The organism is Peribacillus sp. FSL K6-5616 (assembly GCF_038008245.1).
GTDB classification, from domain to species: Bacteria; Bacillota; Bacilli; order Bacillales; family DSM-1321; genus Peribacillus; species Peribacillus frigoritolerans.
Genome location: NZ_JBBOYT010000001.1, coordinates 5198929 through 5215000 on the forward strand (window position 1 = coordinate 5198929; position 16072 = coordinate 5215000).

General features: G+C 41.0%; 18 protein-coding genes, 1 rRNA gene and 1 pseudogene (1 of these 20 cut by a window edge). 17 read left to right on the plus strand and 3 right to left on the minus strand.

What is annotated here, in order from left to right; translation table 11 throughout:
- The first annotated feature begins 6 nt into the window (after positions 1-6).
- The 9 genes from rpsK to rpsI all read left to right on the plus strand — a co-directional run bounded on the left by rpsK (position 7) and on the right by rpsI (position 6682).
- Positions 7-396 (plus strand): 30S ribosomal protein S11, encoded by a 390-nt coding sequence (rpsK, locus tag MHB45_RS25365; protein ID WP_028390438.1) that lies wholly within the window; start codon positions 7-9, stop codon positions 394-396.
- 177 nt (positions 397-573) lie between these two features.
- Positions 574-1518: a DNA-directed RNA polymerase subunit alpha gene (locus tag MHB45_RS25370; RefSeq protein ID WP_034304976.1), complete on the plus strand. Its 945-nt coding sequence runs from the start codon at positions 574-576 to the stop codon at positions 1516-1518.
- Between the two features lie 83 nt (positions 1519-1601).
- Entirely contained in the window at positions 1602-1964 is a 363-nt protein-coding gene (gene rplQ, locus MHB45_RS25375) for a 50S ribosomal protein L17 (RefSeq protein WP_034304973.1), read from the plus strand.
- Between the two features lie 366 nt (positions 1965-2330).
- Positions 2331-3170, plus strand: coding sequence for an energy-coupling factor ABC transporter ATP-binding protein (locus MHB45_RS25380; RefSeq protein WP_034304970.1), 840 nt, complete (start codon positions 2331-2333; stop codon positions 3168-3170).
- Entirely contained in the window at positions 3146-4012 is an 867-nt protein-coding gene (locus tag MHB45_RS25385; protein WP_340908133.1) for an energy-coupling factor ABC transporter ATP-binding protein, read from the plus strand. The genes MHB45_RS25380 and MHB45_RS25385 overlap by 25 nt, the downstream gene beginning before the upstream one ends.
- Entirely contained in the window at positions 4012-4809 is a 798-nt protein-coding gene (locus MHB45_RS25390) for an energy-coupling factor transporter transmembrane component T family protein (RefSeq protein WP_048677921.1), read from the plus strand. Before MHB45_RS25385 ends, MHB45_RS25390 begins: the two co-directional genes overlap by 1 nt.
- A 14-nt stretch (positions 4810-4823) precedes the next feature.
- Positions 4824-5564, plus strand: coding sequence for a tRNA pseudouridine(38-40) synthase TruA (gene truA, locus MHB45_RS25395; RefSeq protein ID WP_048677922.1), 741 nt, complete (start codon positions 4824-4826; stop codon positions 5562-5564).
- Between the two features lie 267 nt (positions 5565-5831).
- Positions 5832-6269: a 50S ribosomal protein L13 gene (gene rplM, locus MHB45_RS25400; RefSeq protein ID WP_034304960.1), complete on the plus strand. Its 438-nt coding sequence runs from the start codon at positions 5832-5834 to the stop codon at positions 6267-6269.
- Positions 6270-6289: 20 nt separating this feature from the next.
- Positions 6290-6682, plus strand: a complete 393-nt coding sequence (gene rpsI / locus MHB45_RS25405; RefSeq protein WP_034304957.1) for a 30S ribosomal protein S9 — start codon at positions 6290-6292, stop codon at positions 6680-6682.
- Between the two features lie 126 nt (positions 6683-6808).
- On the opposite strand, the pseudogene MHB45_RS25410 reads toward rpsI, so the two are convergent.
- A pseudogene (locus MHB45_RS25410) lies at positions 6809-8261 on the minus strand (DHA2 family efflux MFS transporter permease subunit).
- 170 nt (positions 8262-8431) lie between these two features.
- Here MHB45_RS25410 and MHB45_RS25415 point away from each other — a divergent pair.
- The 5 genes from MHB45_RS25415 (at position 8432) to MHB45_RS25435 (ending at position 12782) form a co-directional block, all read left to right on the plus strand.
- Positions 8432-8980, plus strand: coding sequence for a TetR/AcrR family transcriptional regulator (locus tag MHB45_RS25415; RefSeq protein ID WP_340908134.1), 549 nt, complete (start codon positions 8432-8434; stop codon positions 8978-8980).
- 295 nt (positions 8981-9275) lie between these two features.
- Entirely contained in the window at positions 9276-9806 is a 531-nt protein-coding gene (locus MHB45_RS25420; RefSeq protein ID WP_057276483.1) for an ECF transporter S component, read from the plus strand.
- 553 nt (positions 9807-10359) lie between these two features.
- Positions 10360-10785, plus strand: coding sequence for a DUF2521 family protein (locus MHB45_RS25425; protein ID WP_034304952.1), 426 nt, complete (start codon positions 10360-10362; stop codon positions 10783-10785).
- A gap of 82 nt (positions 10786-10867) precedes the next feature.
- A complete protein-coding gene (cwlD, locus tag MHB45_RS25430) occupies positions 10868-11584 on the plus strand; it encodes an N-acetylmuramoyl-L-alanine amidase CwlD (RefSeq protein WP_048677926.1) in 717 nt (238 codons plus the stop codon).
- 139 nt (positions 11585-11723) lie between these two features.
- Positions 11724-12782, plus strand: a complete 1059-nt coding sequence (locus tag MHB45_RS25435) for an Mrp/NBP35 family ATP-binding protein (RefSeq protein WP_048677927.1) — start codon at positions 11724-11726, stop codon at positions 12780-12782.
- 45 nt (positions 12783-12827) lie between these two features.
- Here the strand turns inward: MHB45_RS25435 and gerD are convergent, their stop codons facing one another.
- On the minus strand, positions 12828-13388 hold the full coding sequence (gene gerD / locus MHB45_RS25440; protein WP_048677928.1) for a spore germination lipoprotein GerD: 561 nt from the start codon (positions 13386-13388) through the stop codon (positions 12828-12830).
- 136 nt (positions 13389-13524) lie between these two features.
- Here gerD and MHB45_RS25445 point away from each other — a divergent pair, with 136 nt between their 5' ends.
- The gene (locus MHB45_RS25445; RefSeq protein WP_048677929.1) at positions 13525-14205 is read left to right on the plus strand and encodes a KinB-signaling pathway activation protein; all 681 of its coding nucleotides are present in this window, start codon (positions 13525-13527) and stop codon (positions 14203-14205) included.
- A 93-nt stretch (positions 14206-14298) separates the two neighbouring features.
- Here MHB45_RS25445 and pdaB read toward each other — a convergent pair whose 3' ends face one another.
- Positions 14299-15051 (minus strand): polysaccharide deacetylase family sporulation protein PdaB, encoded by a 753-nt coding sequence (gene pdaB, locus MHB45_RS25450; protein ID WP_048677930.1) that lies wholly within the window; start codon positions 15049-15051, stop codon positions 14299-14301.
- Between the two features lie 132 nt (positions 15052-15183).
- Here pdaB and MHB45_RS25455 point away from each other — a divergent pair, with 132 nt between their 5' ends.
- Together MHB45_RS25455 and MHB45_RS25460 are read left to right on the plus strand one after the other, a co-directional pair.
- Positions 15184-15420, plus strand: a complete 237-nt coding sequence (locus tag MHB45_RS25455; RefSeq protein WP_048677931.1) for a hypothetical protein — start codon at positions 15184-15186, stop codon at positions 15418-15420.
- Positions 15421-15697: 277 nt separating this feature from the next.
- Positions 15698-16072 (plus strand): 16S ribosomal RNA (locus MHB45_RS25460) (it continues 1176 nt past the right edge of the window).

Consider the following 16072-nt stretch of genomic DNA (forward strand, 5'->3'; position numbering starts at 1 on the left):
CTTTTCATGGCACGTAAAACTAATACACGTAAACGTCGTGTGAAAAAGAATATAGAAACTGGTATTGCACATATTCGTTCAACATTCAATAACACTATCGTTACGATCACTGACTCTCATGGTAATGCTATTTCTTGGTCAAGTGCTGGAGCTCTAGGATTCCGTGGATCTCGTAAATCCACTCCATTTGCTGCACAAATGGCTGCTGAAACAGCTGCTAAAACATCAATTGAACATGGTATGAAAACTCTTGAAGTTACAGTTAAAGGACCTGGTGCTGGACGTGAGGCTGCCATTCGTGCACTTCAAGCTGCTGGCCTAGAAGTAACTGCAATTAAAGATGTAACTCCAGTTCCACATAACGGATGCCGTCCACCAAAACGTCGCCGTGTTTAATTTTTCTGTATAGATTTTGTATTCCTGTCAATAATGGGATATAATACTGAGTTTGCGTTCTTACAGAGGATTAATTTTCAGTTGTTGCGCACAGCGGGAACGTATACATGGGGAATTTCGGTTTAAGTGACTTCGTTTACTTGCCGGGGTTTTGACGTTTTGAAGGAGGGTTTATTGATGATCGAAATAGAAAAACCAAAAATCGAAACGGTTGAAATCAACGACGATACCAAGTACGGTAAATTCGTCGTAGAGCCACTAGAGCGTGGGTATGGTACTACATTGGGTAACTCCTTACGTCGTATTCTTTTATCCTCACTCCCAGGTGCTGCTGTCACAGCTATACAAATTGATGGAGTGCTACATGAGTTCTCAACAATTGAAGGCGTCGTGGAAGATGTAACATCTATCATTCTTAATGTGAAAAAACTAGCTCTTAAGATTTACTCTGATGAAGAGAAGACGCTGGAAATTGACGTTCAGGGTGACGGAGTCATCACGGCTGCTGATATCACTCATGATAGTGATGTAGAAATTCTTAATCCGGATTTATATATTGCTACAATTGGTAAAAACGGTCATATGCGTATGCGTTTATCTGCACGTCGCGGCCGCGGCTACACTCCTGCTGTTCAAAACAAGAGAGAAGACCAGCCAATTGGTGTAATTCCAATCGATGCTCTTTACACTCCGGTTTCACGCGTATCTTTCCAAGTTGAAAATACACGTGTTGGACAGTTGTCTAACTTTGACAAGTTAACGTTTGATGTTTGGACTGATGGCAGTACTGGTCCGCAAGAAGCGGTAGCACTTGGAGCTAAGATTTTAACAGAGCATTTAAATATCTTTGTTGGTTTAACCGATGAAGCTCAAAATGCTGAAATCATGGTTGAAAAAGAAGAAGATCAAAAAGAAAAAGTTCTTGAGATGACGATCGAAGAATTAGACCTTTCTGTTCGTTCTTACAACTGCTTGAAACGTGCTGGAATCAATACCGTTCAAGAGCTAGCTCATAAAACGGAAGAAGATATGATGAAAGTACGTAATCTAGGTCGTAAATCACTTGAAGAAGTGAAAGCGAAACTAGAAGAATTAGGCTTAGGTCTTCGTAAAGACGACTGATAACATGGCGGAATCAATCCATTATGTTGTGAGCCTTGTTATTGACACACAATATAGAACTTCAACAAAGGAGGGAATCTCTAATGGGTTACAGAAAGTTAGGACGCACTAGCGCACAACGTAAAGCATTACTTCGTGATTTAGCTACGGATCTTATTATCCATGAGCGCATTGAAACTACTGAAGCACGTGCAAAAGAATTACGTTCTGTAGTAGATAAAATGATCACTCTTGGTAAACGTGGTGACTTGCATGCACGCCGTCAAGCTGCATCTTTCATCCGTAACGAAATCGCTGACGCTGAGAATGGCACAGATGCCCTTCAAAAATTATTCAGTGACGTGGCTCCACGTTATGAAGAACGTCAAGGTGGATACACTCGTATCATGAAAGTTGGTCCACGCCGCGGTGACGGTGCACCAGTCGTGGTTATTGAATTAGTTTAATAACAACGATGAAAAAGGGCGGGACAAATGAATATACTCACTTGTTCTATGCCCTTTTTCTTTTTTTAAATAGAAATTCTGTACTTTAGAAATTCGCATTGAGTGTTACGATGGCTGGCGGAACCTGTATCATGCAGGGAGCCTTCACGTCTAGCTCAAGCATCCCTTCCCGCTTTTGAAAAGCGATTATAAGATAACCTGTTTTTCGTAACAGGCCCGCTGTTAGCTGCTCTTAATTTACCGAAAATTCTTTCGGTGGAAGGGGTGCAGCGTTTTTTTATATTTTCAGAAGGAAAAACTACTATATTTATATTGAGTGAGCAGAGCTTAGTTTAGGCGAGTGCAGTCGAGGATGAGGAGGGCCACATGGTGAAGAAGCTGGTTTCTTTAAATAATATTGTTTTTAAATATGAGGGTCAGTCTCGAAACGCCTTGGATGATGTTTCTTTTGATATTCATCAAGGGGAGTGGCTAGCGATTGTCGGACATAATGGTTCTGGCAAGTCGACATTAGCGAAGTTATTGAATGGCCTTCAGTTCGCTAACTCAGGTACCATTACCATTAATGATCAACTTTTGACAGAAGAATCCGTTTGGGATGTACGCCAGAAAATTGGCATGGTTTTTCAAAACCCAGATAATCAATTTGTAGGCACTACAGTTCAGGATGATGTGGCTTTTGGTTTAGAAAACGCCGGTGTTTCTCAGCAGGTAATGGTGGAGCGTGTTCATGGTGCGTTAAATAAGGTTAAGATGAATGCCTTTCTTAATCAAGAGCCGCACCATCTATCCGGCGGTCAAAAGCAAAGAGTGGCCATTGCAGGTGTAATAGCCTTGCAGCCAGACATAATCATCTTAGATGAAGCAACCTCCATGCTTGACCCAAGAGGCCGTGAAGAAGTGCTTGAAACAGTTAGGGAATTAAAACAGGAAAACGAGATCACTGTCATATCAATCACCCATGATCTTGAGGAAGCTGCGAAAGCCGATCGAATGATAGTCATGAACCAAGGTCGGTTATATCGTGAAGGATCGCCTCAGGATATTTTTGAGTTAGAGGAAGAATTGATTGCTCTTGGACTGGATATTCCCTTTTCAGTGAAACTAACCAAGGAGTTACAAAAAAATGGTGTTCGTGTAGTTGATGGGCATTTGACAGAGGAAGAGTTGGTGAAGGATTTATGCGAATTACACTCGATGATGTAGAATACCGCTATCAGGTGAATACTCCTTTTGAACATCTAGCCCTTCATGATGTCAATATTTCAATGGAGCCGGGAACCTATACCGCAATCATCGGGCATACAGGGTCCGGGAAATCCACGCTACTGCAGCATTTGAATGCTCTTTTAAAACCGACGAAGGGTCGGGTTTTCATTGGGGATCGGACGATTGAAGCCGGAAGAAAAGAAAAGGCTTTGCGGCCAATAAGACAAAAGGTCGGAATTGTTTTTCAGTTCCCGGAACATCAGTTATTTGATGAAACGGTTGAAAAGGATATATGTTTCGGTCCTATGAATTTTGGCGTTTCTGAAATCGATGCAAAGAAACTGGCCAGGAAAGCCCTCGCGCAAGTCGGATTGAAGGAGGAAGTTCTTGAAAAATCTCCATTCGACTTATCCGGCGGACAAATGCGACGGGTGGCCATCGCTGGGGTACTTGCCATGGAACCGGAAGTATTGGTCCTTGATGAGCCTACAGCGGGACTGGATCCGCGAGGACGCAAAGAAATCATGGATATGTTTTATGATCTGCATAAAGCAAGGGGCATTTCAACGATTCTGGTGACCCATAGCATGGAGGATGCAGCCAAGTACGCGGATGACATCATTATCATGCATAAGGGTACGGTGTTCAAAAAAGGAACCCCCCAGGAAATTTTCTCAGAGCCGGAACAATTAATGGAGCTAGGCCTGGATGTTCCTGATACGGTCCGCTTTCAGCTAAAGCTCCAGAAGGAACTTGGTGTTCGCTTTGATCATCCATGTCTTAATATCGGTGATTTAGCGATAGAAATAGATAAAGCCATGAAACGGGGGAACCGCTGATGCTGGATAAAATGATTATCGGGCGTTATGTCCCTGCAAATTCATTGATGCACAAGATGGACCCAAGGGCTAAACTGCTCCTCGTGTTCCTGTTTGTTTGTGTCGTCTTTTTGGCGAATAATGTCGTTTCTTACGGTTTGCTTGCTGTATTCACCATCCTTTTGATCAGTCTTTCCAAAATACCGCTTCGCTATCTTTATAATGGGTTGAAGCCAATCTTTTTCTTGATCGTATTTACATTCCTTCTCCATATATTGTTTACGAAGGAAGGGGAATTGCTTTTTGAATACGGTTGGTTTGAAATCTATGAAGGCGGTTTGATTCAAGGTTTTTTCATATCCATTAGATTTACTTTACTAATCCTTGTAACGTCACTTTTAACTTTGACGACATCCCCGATATCCATTACAGATGGGATGGAAGAGCTGTTGGGACCTTTGAAAAAGTGGAAGATGCCTGTACATGAACTGGCATTGATGATGTCCATTGCCCTTCGATTCATCCCAACGCTAATGGAGGAAACGGAAAAAATCATGAAGGCCCAAACTGCAAGGGGCGTTGACTTTTCATCTGGCCCGATAAAGGACAGGGTTAAATCGATTGTACCTCTGCTGGTTCCTTTATTTGTTAGTTCGTTCAAACGGGCGGAGGAATTGGCAACTGCCATGGAATCAAGAGGATACCGTGGCGGGGAAGGCCGCACGAAATATCGCCAATTGAACTGGAAGACGAGTGATAGTCTTTTGATGGTCTCAATAGGTGTTCTAACGGTCATGTTATTTTTATTACGTTCATAATAAGGAAGAGAACTATGCCAAAATATAAATGTGTGATCGCTTATGACGGCACGGATTTTGCTGGCTATCAGGTGCAGCCTGAGAAACGCACCATACAAAGTGAATTCGAGGCAGTCTTGGCCCAAATGCATAAAGGCACAATTATAAAAGTGACTGCTTCAGGCAGGACAGACTCAGGGGTCCATGCAAAGGGGCAGGTACTTCACTTTGAGTCCCCCCTTACATTCCCTACTGAAAATTGGATAAAGGCGTTCAGCGCGCTTCTTCCGACCGATATCATCGTTCTGGAAGTCGATATCGTGCCTGACGATTTTCATGCGAGGTTCCATACTACTGGGAAAGAGTACCGTTATATCGTAGCCCGTTCGAAACTGCGGGATCCGTTTAAGCGGAATTACGCCTATCATTATCCATACCCGTTAAATGTGGAGGCGATGAGGGAAGCAATCTCCTATTTGATAGGGACACATGACTTTACAAGTTTTTGTTCGGCAAAAACGGAAGTGGTCGATAAAGTTCGAACCATAAAAGAAATGGATTTTGAAGAGAGCGATGATTTCATGGTTTTCCGCTTCGTTGGCGAAGGCTTTTTATATAATATGGTGCGTATCTTGGTTGGGACGCTCCTGGATGTCGGCAGCGGCAAGATGTCACCCCATGATATGAGCGGAATTTTGGACAAGAAGGACCGCAGCTTTGCAGGGAAAACAGCACCTGCCCAAGGCTTGTATTTATGGAAAGTATTTTACAAATAAAAATATTTTCAAAGTGATACCAGTTTTTTTACAAATGGGTAATGGGCTGAAATCAGTAATGGAGCGGTTTGATGCTATACTGAGCTTTTCATGGAGTTGCAGAGAGTGTTTTATAGACAACTTATCCTAGTGTAACATTCCCTTGACAATGAATCTGGGAGAAGTTAATATAATATGGTATGTATTTTAATCCCACGATAAGCCCCGGAAGTTTATTGTGATTGAAAATAAATATAAAAAATTAAAAAGTTTTTTAGGAGGTTAACCATGCGTACGACATTTATGGCGAAAGCTAATGAAGTAGAACGTAAATGGTATGTGATTGACGCTGAAGGCAAAACTTTGGGTCGCCTTTCTACTGAAGTAGCATCCATCTTACGTGGTAAACATAAACCAACTTTTACACCGAACATTGACACTGGTGATCATGTAATTCTTATCAATGTTGAAAAAATCCATTTGACTGGTAAAAAATTGACTGACAAAATTTATTACCGTCACACTATGCATCCAGGCGGTCTTAAAACTAGAACTGCTCTTGAAATGCGTACAAACTACCCTGAGAGAATGCTTGAACTTGCTATCAAAGGTATGCTTCCAAAGAATTCTCTTGGTCGTCAAATCTACAAAAAATTACACGTATACGCTGGAGCTGAGCACCCACACGCTGCTCAACAACCAGAAGTATACGAATTACGCGGATAATTACTAAGGAGGTTACTATCTTGGCACAAGTTCAATATTATGGTACTGGTCGCCGTAAGAGCTCAGTAGCTCGTGTACGTTTAGTACCAGGCGAAGGTCGCATCGTTATTAACGGTCGTGACATCAATGAATATATTCCTTTTGCAGCATTACGTGAAGTTGTTAACCAACCACTAGTTGCAACAGAAACTACTGGAAATTACGACGTTCTAGTAAACGTTAGCGGTGGTGGATATACTGGTCAAGCTGGAGCAATCCGTCACGGTATCGCTCGTGCATTGCTACAAGTTGATCCAGAATACCGTCCATCTCTTAAAACTGCTGGTTTACTAACTCGTGACCCACGTATGAAAGAACGTAAAAAATACGGTCTTAAAGGCGCACGTCGTGCACCTCAGTTCTCAAAACGTTAATTCTATTACCGTTTCGAAAGGCTCTCAACCATATTGGTTGGGGGTCTTTTTTTGACCGGAAATATTAAAAAAGCATATCCGTGATCTCCCGGATATGCTTTATTTTAAATATTTCAGTTAACAATCTTAGTTTTGAGATTCACCTTCACTTTTTTTGATTGCGGCTTTTGCTTTTTTCGGCATGAAGCATGCAATTATGAATGCCACAAAAGATAAGGCTAGCATGAAAACATAGGCATCACTTGAGCCAAGGATGGAAGCTAATGCCTCTGGTTCTATAGCTGTAATGTTTTCATTTTCCATTGATAGCTCAGAGGCATGTGAAGTTGCCTGCATTGTATATACTGTGATGACAACTGCTGTTCCGATGGCACCTGACAATTGGCGAATGGTATTATTTACAGCTGAACCATGGGAACCCAATTCTCTTGGTAAAGCATTCAACCCTGCTGTATTTAATGGCATGGTAATGAAGCTCAAACCAATTCGTAATATTATGGTACGAACCATGATATAGATATACGTCGTTGAATCGCTTATATCTATGACTCCCCACATCGAAACAATGATGAATACCAAACCTGTAATAAAGAGTGGTTTAGCACCATATTTATCAAACATTTTACCTGTGACAGGGGATAAGAAGGCATTAATCACAGCTCCGGGTAATAGCAGTAAACCTGCTTCAAATGCTGTAAAACCTCGTCCATTCTGCAAGTAGATTGGCAAAAGGATTAAATCCGCATACATGATCATCGTAATTAGTACATTGATGAAGGATGTAAGCGTGAAAACTTTATACTTGAATACAGTTAAATTTAATAGTGGGTCGCTCGATTTCATTTGACGTAAACAGAATAGAGTCGACACGATCATTCCGACGATTATTGCAGTGATGACACCGGGATCATCCCATCCCTTGCTTCCTGCGCTACTAAACCCAAATAATATACAGCCGAAACCAATCGTTGATAAAATGACACTTGTGATATCCAATTTTGCTTTTGTTGTCTCTGCAACATTCATTAAATATTTGAACGCTAGAACGATGACGATTAGTAAGAATGGGATTAACCCAATGAATAGCCATCTCCATGAAACATATTCAATGATAAAACCAGATAAGGTCGGGGCTATGGCAGGGGCAAAAATTATCGCAAAGCCGATTGTCCCCATGATGCTTCCGCGCTTTTCGCTAGGATATAAATATAAAATAACCGTCATCATTAGAGGTATAATAATCCCGGCACCGATTGCTTGTATCATTCTGCCCGTTAACAGCACGCCAAAATTCCCCGCACATGCGCAAAGTACAGAGCCGATGAGCAAAAAGAACATCGAGCTAATAAATAGCTGCCTTGTTGTAAACCGTTGCATTAAAAAGGCAGATTGGCACTAAAACACCGTTCACTAGCATAAACCCTGTAGATAACCATTGTACAGTTGCAGCCGTTACATCAAATACTTCCATTAAACCACTCAATGCAACATTTAATAAAGTCTGATTTAATGTTGATAAAAAACAACCGGCAATCAGTACAATTAATAAAACTTTTTTATTTCTTTCAGTAATGTCCATTCGTAAACTCCTTCATTTTTGACTTGCATTATCAACACCGTGTCGATAAAATCGATGGTAACAAAAATATATGTTACTTACCATGAACAGTTTTCTTGAAAGTGTTCACTAATCGACATAGAAATTTATGCTGTTGAGAAAGTTAAAGAATATCTATAAAGGAGAATGAAATGTCTATACTTAAAAAAGAAGATCCTCGTACAATTCGTTCAAGGGAAATGTTTAAAAATGCTGTCATTGCACTCTTATGCGAGGACCCCATTATTTCAAATTTAACGGTTCGGGAAATAGCAGCCAAAGCAGGGCTGAATCGGACAACATTTTACCTGCATTATCAGGATATTCAAGATTTATTAACGCAAATCACCGATGAGATTCTAAATGATCTATCTGAGAAAATATTTGCTTTAATACATGCAAAAGACTTATCGGAAAAACAACAGCTAACACAATTGCTTGATTATTTATATATCCATCGGAATTATTTACTTATTTTATTTAAAACGAATCAGTTTGAGGACCAGTTGTTTTCATTGTTAAAGCAATTGGTAGAAATTAGAAGGAAGAATACTGAAAAGGATCTACCTGCTGACTATGTTGACATTGACATTAAAACAGCCTCGTTGGTAGGCATTATTATATGGTGGTTAAGAAAGGGGCTTTATTTTAGTTCGGATTATATTGCCAATCAAATTTATTTAATGTACAGAGTGCAATGATTCTTAAACCGTTAGAATGAATTTGAATTTCATTAAGTCCTTTTAATGACCGGATATAATATGACCCCCAACATGCTCCATGAACCCTTCTGCGTCATGATATAAATCCTTCCCAGCCTCCAGACACAAAGCGATTTAACGTCGTGGGGATGGTGCTTCGGATGTTGGGGATGGTAGGTTCCATTTGTTTACACATGAGTTTATTTGTAGAATACAGAATTATTTGTAAAATCGATATTTATTAAGTCTCTGTTTAGGAGTATGATAATACTTAAAAAAAGAAAGAGGACTTCATATGAATTCAACATACTCACCGATTGAAACAACTAAAACAAAAGCCTTGGTCATCAATGCACTATTCATTGCGTTAACCCTTGTAGCGACAATGTTCATCAACATCAAGCTCCCAATAATGGGTAACGGTGGCCTGGTCCATTTGGGCAATGTTCCCCTTTTTATAGCAGCCTTGGTATATGGCAAAAAAACAGGGGCGATAGCAGGCGCCTTCGGTATGGCCTTCTTCGATCTTTTCTCCGGTTGGGCAGCATGGGCACCGTTTACATTCGTCATCGTCGGAGCAATGGGCTTTCTAGCCGGCCTTATATCTGAAAAGGTACCGGGCAAAAGAGAACTTGTATACACTTTGGCCGTTGCCGTTGCATTGATCATAAAAATCGTGGGCTATTATTTTACTGAAGTTATCCTTTACGGTAACTGGATCCAGCCATTCGGCTCCATCCCCGGAAATGTAATGCAGGTCGTAATAGCCGGAATAATCGTCGTGCCCCTAGCTGGCCGATTAAAGAAAAGGGCTGGACAGATTTAAAGTGAAACGAATATAGGAAGCCATTCCAACTTTGTGTAATACCGGCGACTGGATATTGTTCTGTGCTTTATGAACCTCTGGCAGTTCATCCTGCCAAGTAGGTATGTATTTAAATAAATTCGCTATTATAAAATGTAATATCATGTTAGAAAAGGACATCCGTTTACCACGGATGTCCTTTTTATCAATAGATCACAAAGCTTGCTTGAATTTAAGTAAGAACACGACATGAATAATCAGGTGTGATCAATGTAAGGCATGCGCAGTGAGCTACCCAAGTCGCAAGGCCTGCCTCAGGTAGCATCCTAAAGTGACGTCTTCGGGTGATAGTATCAATTTTTCCTTCGAGTAAACATCATCCGAAATGTTTGGGCTGTCCTTTTAAGCTTCTTATGGAAGAAAGCATATAATAGGCATTTTCAATTACCTGCCGAACCTATCCTCTTTATTTTTTGCCAATGGAATAAATGAATGGTTCAAAATAGAACGCTAAAACTAAATTATGTCTTGGGAAATAATTTTGGGAAATGGGGAATTGCCCCGGAGGTGAATTATGGCTGTGATATTAGGTTTACAGGAGATGCAAAGGGAAAGGCAATTGAAGTTCGAACGCAGGTTGCTCAGGGAACTTTCTATCGAGGATATGAAGGGGAGGATTCAGCGTTATTTCGGACAGGATTTGATGGATGTTTTGGAGGAAGGCTACTTCGATGTTGCCATCGAGGCTTATTTATTAGGAGCGAACTATAGTAAGTTTGGCTATTATGGGGAGTCGGAAGATGATGTAAGGTCCAGGTGCTGGAAGGAAGAGAAGTTTTTGGTCGATACTCTTTTTAACTTTATTTTGTATTGGCGGGAAGTTACAGCGAATAACGCTTTCGATGAAGGATTGTTTTATTGTTGTGAAGGATTTGTAGGCGATTGGTGGCTGGACGGTTTTAAGACTGGAGAAAAACGATATAAAATGAAACTGCATTAAGAAGGCAAAATCCCATTCCTTGTTCTAATTCCATGGTTTGTCCCATACTTTTTAGTAGAGAGATCATGGAAGGGGAACGGTCATGCGCAGAAAGCTGAAATATACAGGAATCGCTATGGGATTGTTTGTCCTTTTTTTAATTGTGACTTTTAAATTCGTTGAAGATGATTCTTGGGACTCCTGGAACCTTCCGTTGGCAGGGAAGGTCATCATTCTTGATGCAGGCCACGGAGGAATGGACGGCGGGGCAAATGTACAAGAGATAATGGAAAAGGAAATTGCCCTTTCCGTTTCATTAAAGGTCAGGGACTATTTGCAGGAACAAGGTGCACTTGTCATCATGACCCGTGAGAAGGATGAGGATCTGGCACAGGGTAATACAAAGGGGATCCGCCAGCGAAAACAGGAGGACTTACGGAATCGGGTTAAAATGATCAATGATTCGGAAGCGGACTTATTCTTAAGCATTCATTTGAACTCTTTTCCATCGGCATCATCGAAAGGTGCCCAAACCTTTTATACAAGCAGGTTTGAGGAAAATGAACAGGTGGCTAAATTCATTCAGACTGAAATCATCAGAAACCTGGAAAATACAAAGCGTGATGCAAGAACGATCAATCATGTGTATTTGATGAATTATGCTAAGAAACCAGGGGCACTTGTGGAAATTGGCTTTCTTTCCAATTCTGAGGAAAGGGAACGCCTTATCAGCGATAAATACCAGGAAAAGATTGCCAGTTCGATTTATATGGGGATTTTACGGTACTTCACAGAAGAAAAACTATCGGATGACAAGTGATGTCGGGGTCTTGTAAGGTACAAGGCCTTTTTATCATGGGGAAATAATCTGGTCTCGCATGCAAGGCAGATAATAAGTTTTCTTTCGGTAATATGTTATACTGAAAAATGGGAAAATAAAATTCAAAGGGGTGCTCGACTTGTTAACAGAAGAGAAAGTACTGAATTTATTAAAGGATCTTAAAGACCCTTTTCTACATAAAAACCTTGAAGAGACAAATGGAATTATAGAAATCAAAATAAAACCTGAAAAGAATCATGTAAGCGTTAAACTTGCGATTGCGAAAACGGGGACTGCCGAGCAAATGCAAATGCAATCCGAAGTTGTGGACTTGCTGAAAACGAACGGAGCGGAATCGGTAGGCATCCGTTTCACGGAACTTTCAGAAGAGGAATTAGCCAAGCATCGTGAGAGCATTCCCCAGGGTGAGGCGGACCAAGGTTTGCTTGGACCTAACAGCAAGACACAATTCATCGCGATCGCCAGTGGTAAAGGCGGAGTGGGAAAATCTACGATCTCAGTGAATTTCGCCACTTCACTTGCTCGTTTAGGCAAAAAGGTCGGACTGGTTGATGCCGATATTTACGGATTCAGCGTACCTGATATGATGGGGATAACAAAACGACCGGTTGTTCGCGGGGAAAAAATCATTCCTGTAGAACGGTTTGGCGTCCAAGTTATCTCAATGGGCTTTTTTGTAGAGGATAACGCGCCGATCATCTGGAGAGGGCCGATGCTGGGTAAAATGCTTAACAGTTTCTTTAATGAAGTGGAATGGGGAGATTTGGACTATTTGGTCCTTGACTTACCGCCGGGTACAGGCGATGTTGCATTGGACGTGCATACGATGCTCCCTTCATGTAAAGAAATCATTGTTACGACACCGCATCCGACTGCAGCCTTCGTTGCTGCAAGAGCTGGTGCCATGGCCATCAAGACAGAACACGAAGTCATTGGTGTCATAGAGAATATGTCATTTTTCGAAAGTAAAACGACCGGTGAAAAGGAATATGTATTCGGAAAAGGCGGCGGAGAGAAGCTTGCAGAAGAGCTTCGTACAGAAGTTTTAGGTCAACTTCCCCTGCAACAGCCAGATTGGAACGAAGAGGACTTTGCTCCATCCATCTACGCAGCGGACCATAGGCTTGGCAGGATTTACGAAGATATTGCTAAAAAGGTCATTGAAAAACTGCAATAAAAAGAAGGCTGATTCCGAGTGGGAATCAGCCTTTTTTCATTCTTTTTACTTTTTCTCCTTCTCGGCCGCCTTTGTGGCTGCTTTATCCAATTTCTCTTGCATTTTCGCTTGGACGAGAGGACTTTCCATGGTCTCGATGATCAGCTCTTTATAGACCGATCGCATTTCCTTGGTTTTTAATAATTTATTCATTTCTTTTTCCATATCCGGTTCTTTCATTATTTCCATGAGCATTCCACGATACTGAGGATCAGCAGTTAAGTCCTTCAATACCTTTTTATGTTCGTCTTCTAATGCTCTAGCATAAGCGGAAGCAAATTCAGGATCACTAAATGTCTTTTTCCAAAATTCCTTCCCTTTATCTGAAGTGACCATATCTTCAATGGATTTCTTAATGGCATCCGAATCCATAATAAGTTCAGCTTTCGTTTTATCATCAGTAATGATATCCTGGATGGCTTTTTTTCCATCATCTGTCTTCAAGATATCGACGACCATTTTCTTTGTCTCTTCGTACTCCATTTTTTCTCCGCCTGCCCCATTTTGAGCACAACCGGAACAAACGAGTAAGAATGACGTGAAAAGCAAAGCAACTCCCACTCTCATACGCAGGGCCCCTTTCATCCTTCTTACTGTTAATATGGTTCCAATCGGCGATATTATTCCTTGGTGGAATAAGTGGATTTTTCCAAATTTGGTTGGTACAATTAAGGAAATGAATAGAAATGTATGGAGGAAAACAATGAACAGCCGTAATTTAGTTAAATTGTTTTTAACAACATTGCTTATAGGTGGCGTAACTGGCGGAGTTGTAGGGTTCTTGGCTCGATGGAGTGAGTTTAAGCCTTATTTTTCTTCTTTTGAAGTCAGTGCCATCCTATCAACTTTTATTTGGTTATTCGGTGTTGGATTAATTTTCAGTGTCATAAGCCAAGCCGGCTTTTTTGCCTATTTAACAATACATCGTTTTGGTCTGGGGATATTTAAAAGCGCTTCCTTATGGAATGCCGTTCAACTTGTACTCATTCTTTTTGTTGTATTCGATCTTGTTTACCTGCGATATCTTAGCTTTGGTTCAGGCGAGGGAATCAGTTCGTATATCGTGTTAGCTTTGGTTGTATTGGCCGCAGGGCTTATTACAGCTTATTTCAAAATGAAACAAACGAATAAACAGTCTTTCATACCGGCCTTGTTTTTCATGGTCGTGGTCACGGTATTGGAGTGGGTACCTGTCCTGAAAACCAATGATGAAGGCTGGCTTTACTTCATGCTGTTTCCATTGCTAGTCTGCAATGCTTATCAATTATTGGTCCTTGGCAAATTGATTGAAATTTCACAAAAGGAATTGGCCGATAGAAGAGAGCGTAAGCAAACTCCAGCAAAGGGAAAGATGAAAGCCGGTCAATTAGGTAAAGGCAGCTAACCTATATGTAGGCCGGACCTTACATAAAGAAATCAAAACAGAAAAACTGCGTACTAAAGGTTCAAGGAGACCATTAGTACGCAGTTTTTTCAGTTAGCGGACTTCCTCACTGCTTGCCGAGGAATTGGAAATCATCTCTGAAACGTTAACGAAGTTTAAATTTTTTGATCGAAGTTCACTTAATAACTCCGGTAATGCTTTATTCGTTTGTTTTGCTGAGTCTGAAGCATGTAATAAAATGATATCACCTTTTTGGGCCTTGGTGATGTTTTGTACGATCCGATCCACACCTGGATTGGTCCAATCCTTCGAATCGATGCTCCAATGGACAACGGTATATCCAAATTTCTCGCTGATCTTCAAGAGTCGTTTATCAAAGTGGCCGGTGGGAGCGCGTAAAAGTTCTATATTCTTTACATTAAGTTTTTTAAATGCTTCCTGGGCTTTAGAAATATCCCGGATGATTTCTTGATCTTCCATTTCGGTATAATCCTTATAATCGTAACCAAGCATGCCGATTTCATATCCTTCTTTCACAATTTCAGCTACTATGTCAGGGTGGCGTTCTGCCCAAGATCCCGAAAGGAAAAAAGTGGCCGATTTAATCTTTTCTCTTTTTAATGTCTCTATTATCGGAGCGGCTTTCTCATCACCCCAGCCAATATTGAACGTGATCGCAACATTCTTTTCCCCTTTATAAACCGCTTTCGGCCCATCTTCCGTTGAAAAAACGGGGGCATGAAGAATGTTTTGTACAAAAAGAAACCAAGCGGTAAAAAGTGCGGTAAGCAAAATTAACGAATAATACTTGATGTTCTTGGCTTGAAGCACCATGAAAAATTTCATTAATCCATCCCCTTGTCCAAAGTACTCTTGTCTTCAAATTTATGCGCGAGGATTATTGTTATGCAAAAAAACGGGTTGAAAGTTCATAAAATTGATGGGAATGGGGAAAGATGTCTGATGGAGGTGTGAACCATGCTCGGTTTATTGATCAATGACAAAGAAAAAATGGAATTGGAGTACCTTTTAAAAAGAGAGATGGATGAAATACTATTCGATTTGCAGGATGACAGAATCGATCACATAGTCAAAAGGGCAATAAACGAGAAATATAACATCCTTTTCAGGCTGTTTAAAAGGGTGAGCACCGAGGAGGAAATCCTAATGTATATGAAGGGGAAATCGAATTTATCCAAGTGGAATCAGTCATGAAATTTAAAAGTGAATTAAATTCAAAAAACCTATTGACTATTGATTTATACGCTGGTATATTATAAAAGTTGCTGCAACGTCAAAGCATTTGAAAAAGAATGATAAAAACTTTTTTAAAAAAGTTATTGACGAAGTGGTAATAAGATGTTAAGATATTAAAGTCGCTAAGAGAGATGGCGAACAAATTGCTCTTTGAAAACTGAACAAAACAAAGCGCCAACGTTAAATTTTAAGTGAGCACACACTATCAAAAAAGCAAATGAGCAAGTCAAACATTTCTTCGGAGAGTTTGATCCTGGCTCAGGACGAACGCTGGCGGCGTGCCTAATACATGCAAGTCGAGCGAATCGATGGGAGCTTGCTCCCTGAGATTAGCGGCGGACGGGTGAGTAACACGTGGGCAACCTGCCTATAAGACTGGGATAACTTCGGGAAACCGGAGCTAATACCGGATACGTTCTTCTCTCGCATGAGAGAAGATGGAAAGACGGTTTACGCTGTCACTTATAGATGGGCCCGCGGCGCATTAGCTAGTTGGTGAGGTAATGGCTCACCAAGGCGACGATGCGTAGCCGACCTGAGAGGGTGATCGGCCACACTGGGACTGAGACACGGCCCAGACTCCTACGGGAGGCAGCAGTAGGGAATCTTC

Coding starts and splice junctions, on each gene's coding strand:
- rpsK (WP_028390438.1), top strand. CDS start 7: ATGGCACGTAAAACTAATACACGTAAACGTCGTGTGAAAAAGAATATA.
- MHB45_RS25370 (WP_034304976.1), top strand. CDS start 574: ATGATCGAAATAGAAAAACCAAAAATCGAAACGGTTGAAATCAACGAC.
- rplQ (WP_034304973.1), top strand. CDS start 1,602: ATGGGTTACAGAAAGTTAGGACGCACTAGCGCACAACGTAAAGCATTA.
- MHB45_RS25380 (WP_034304970.1), top strand. CDS start 2,331: ATGGTGAAGAAGCTGGTTTCTTTAAATAATATTGTTTTTAAATATGAG.
- MHB45_RS25385 (WP_340908133.1), top strand. CDS start 3,146: ATGCGAATTACACTCGATGATGTAGAATACCGCTATCAGGTGAATACT.
- MHB45_RS25390 (WP_048677921.1), top strand. CDS start 4,012: ATGCTGGATAAAATGATTATCGGGCGTTATGTCCCTGCAAATTCATTG.
- truA (WP_048677922.1), top strand. CDS start 4,824: ATGCCAAAATATAAATGTGTGATCGCTTATGACGGCACGGATTTTGCT.
- rplM (WP_034304960.1), top strand. CDS start 5,832: ATGCGTACGACATTTATGGCGAAAGCTAATGAAGTAGAACGTAAATGG.
- MHB45_RS25415 (WP_340908134.1), top strand. CDS start 8,432: ATGTCTATACTTAAAAAAGAAGATCCTCGTACAATTCGTTCAAGGGAA.
- MHB45_RS25420 (WP_057276483.1), top strand. CDS start 9,276: ATGAATTCAACATACTCACCGATTGAAACAACTAAAACAAAAGCCTTG.
- MHB45_RS25425 (WP_034304952.1), top strand. CDS start 10,360: ATGGCTGTGATATTAGGTTTACAGGAGATGCAAAGGGAAAGGCAATTG.
- cwlD (WP_048677926.1), top strand. CDS start 10,868: ATGCGCAGAAAGCTGAAATATACAGGAATCGCTATGGGATTGTTTGTC.
- gerD (WP_048677928.1), bottom strand. CDS start 13,388: ATGAGAGTGGGAGTTGCTTTGCTTTTCACGTCATTCTTACTCGTTTGT.
- MHB45_RS25445 (WP_048677929.1), top strand. CDS start 13,525: ATGAACAGCCGTAATTTAGTTAAATTGTTTTTAACAACATTGCTTATA.
- pdaB (WP_048677930.1), bottom strand. CDS start 15,051: ATGAAATTTTTCATGGTGCTTCAAGCCAAGAACATCAAGTATTATTCG.
- MHB45_RS25455 (WP_048677931.1), top strand. CDS start 15,184: ATGCTCGGTTTATTGATCAATGACAAAGAAAAAATGGAATTGGAGTAC.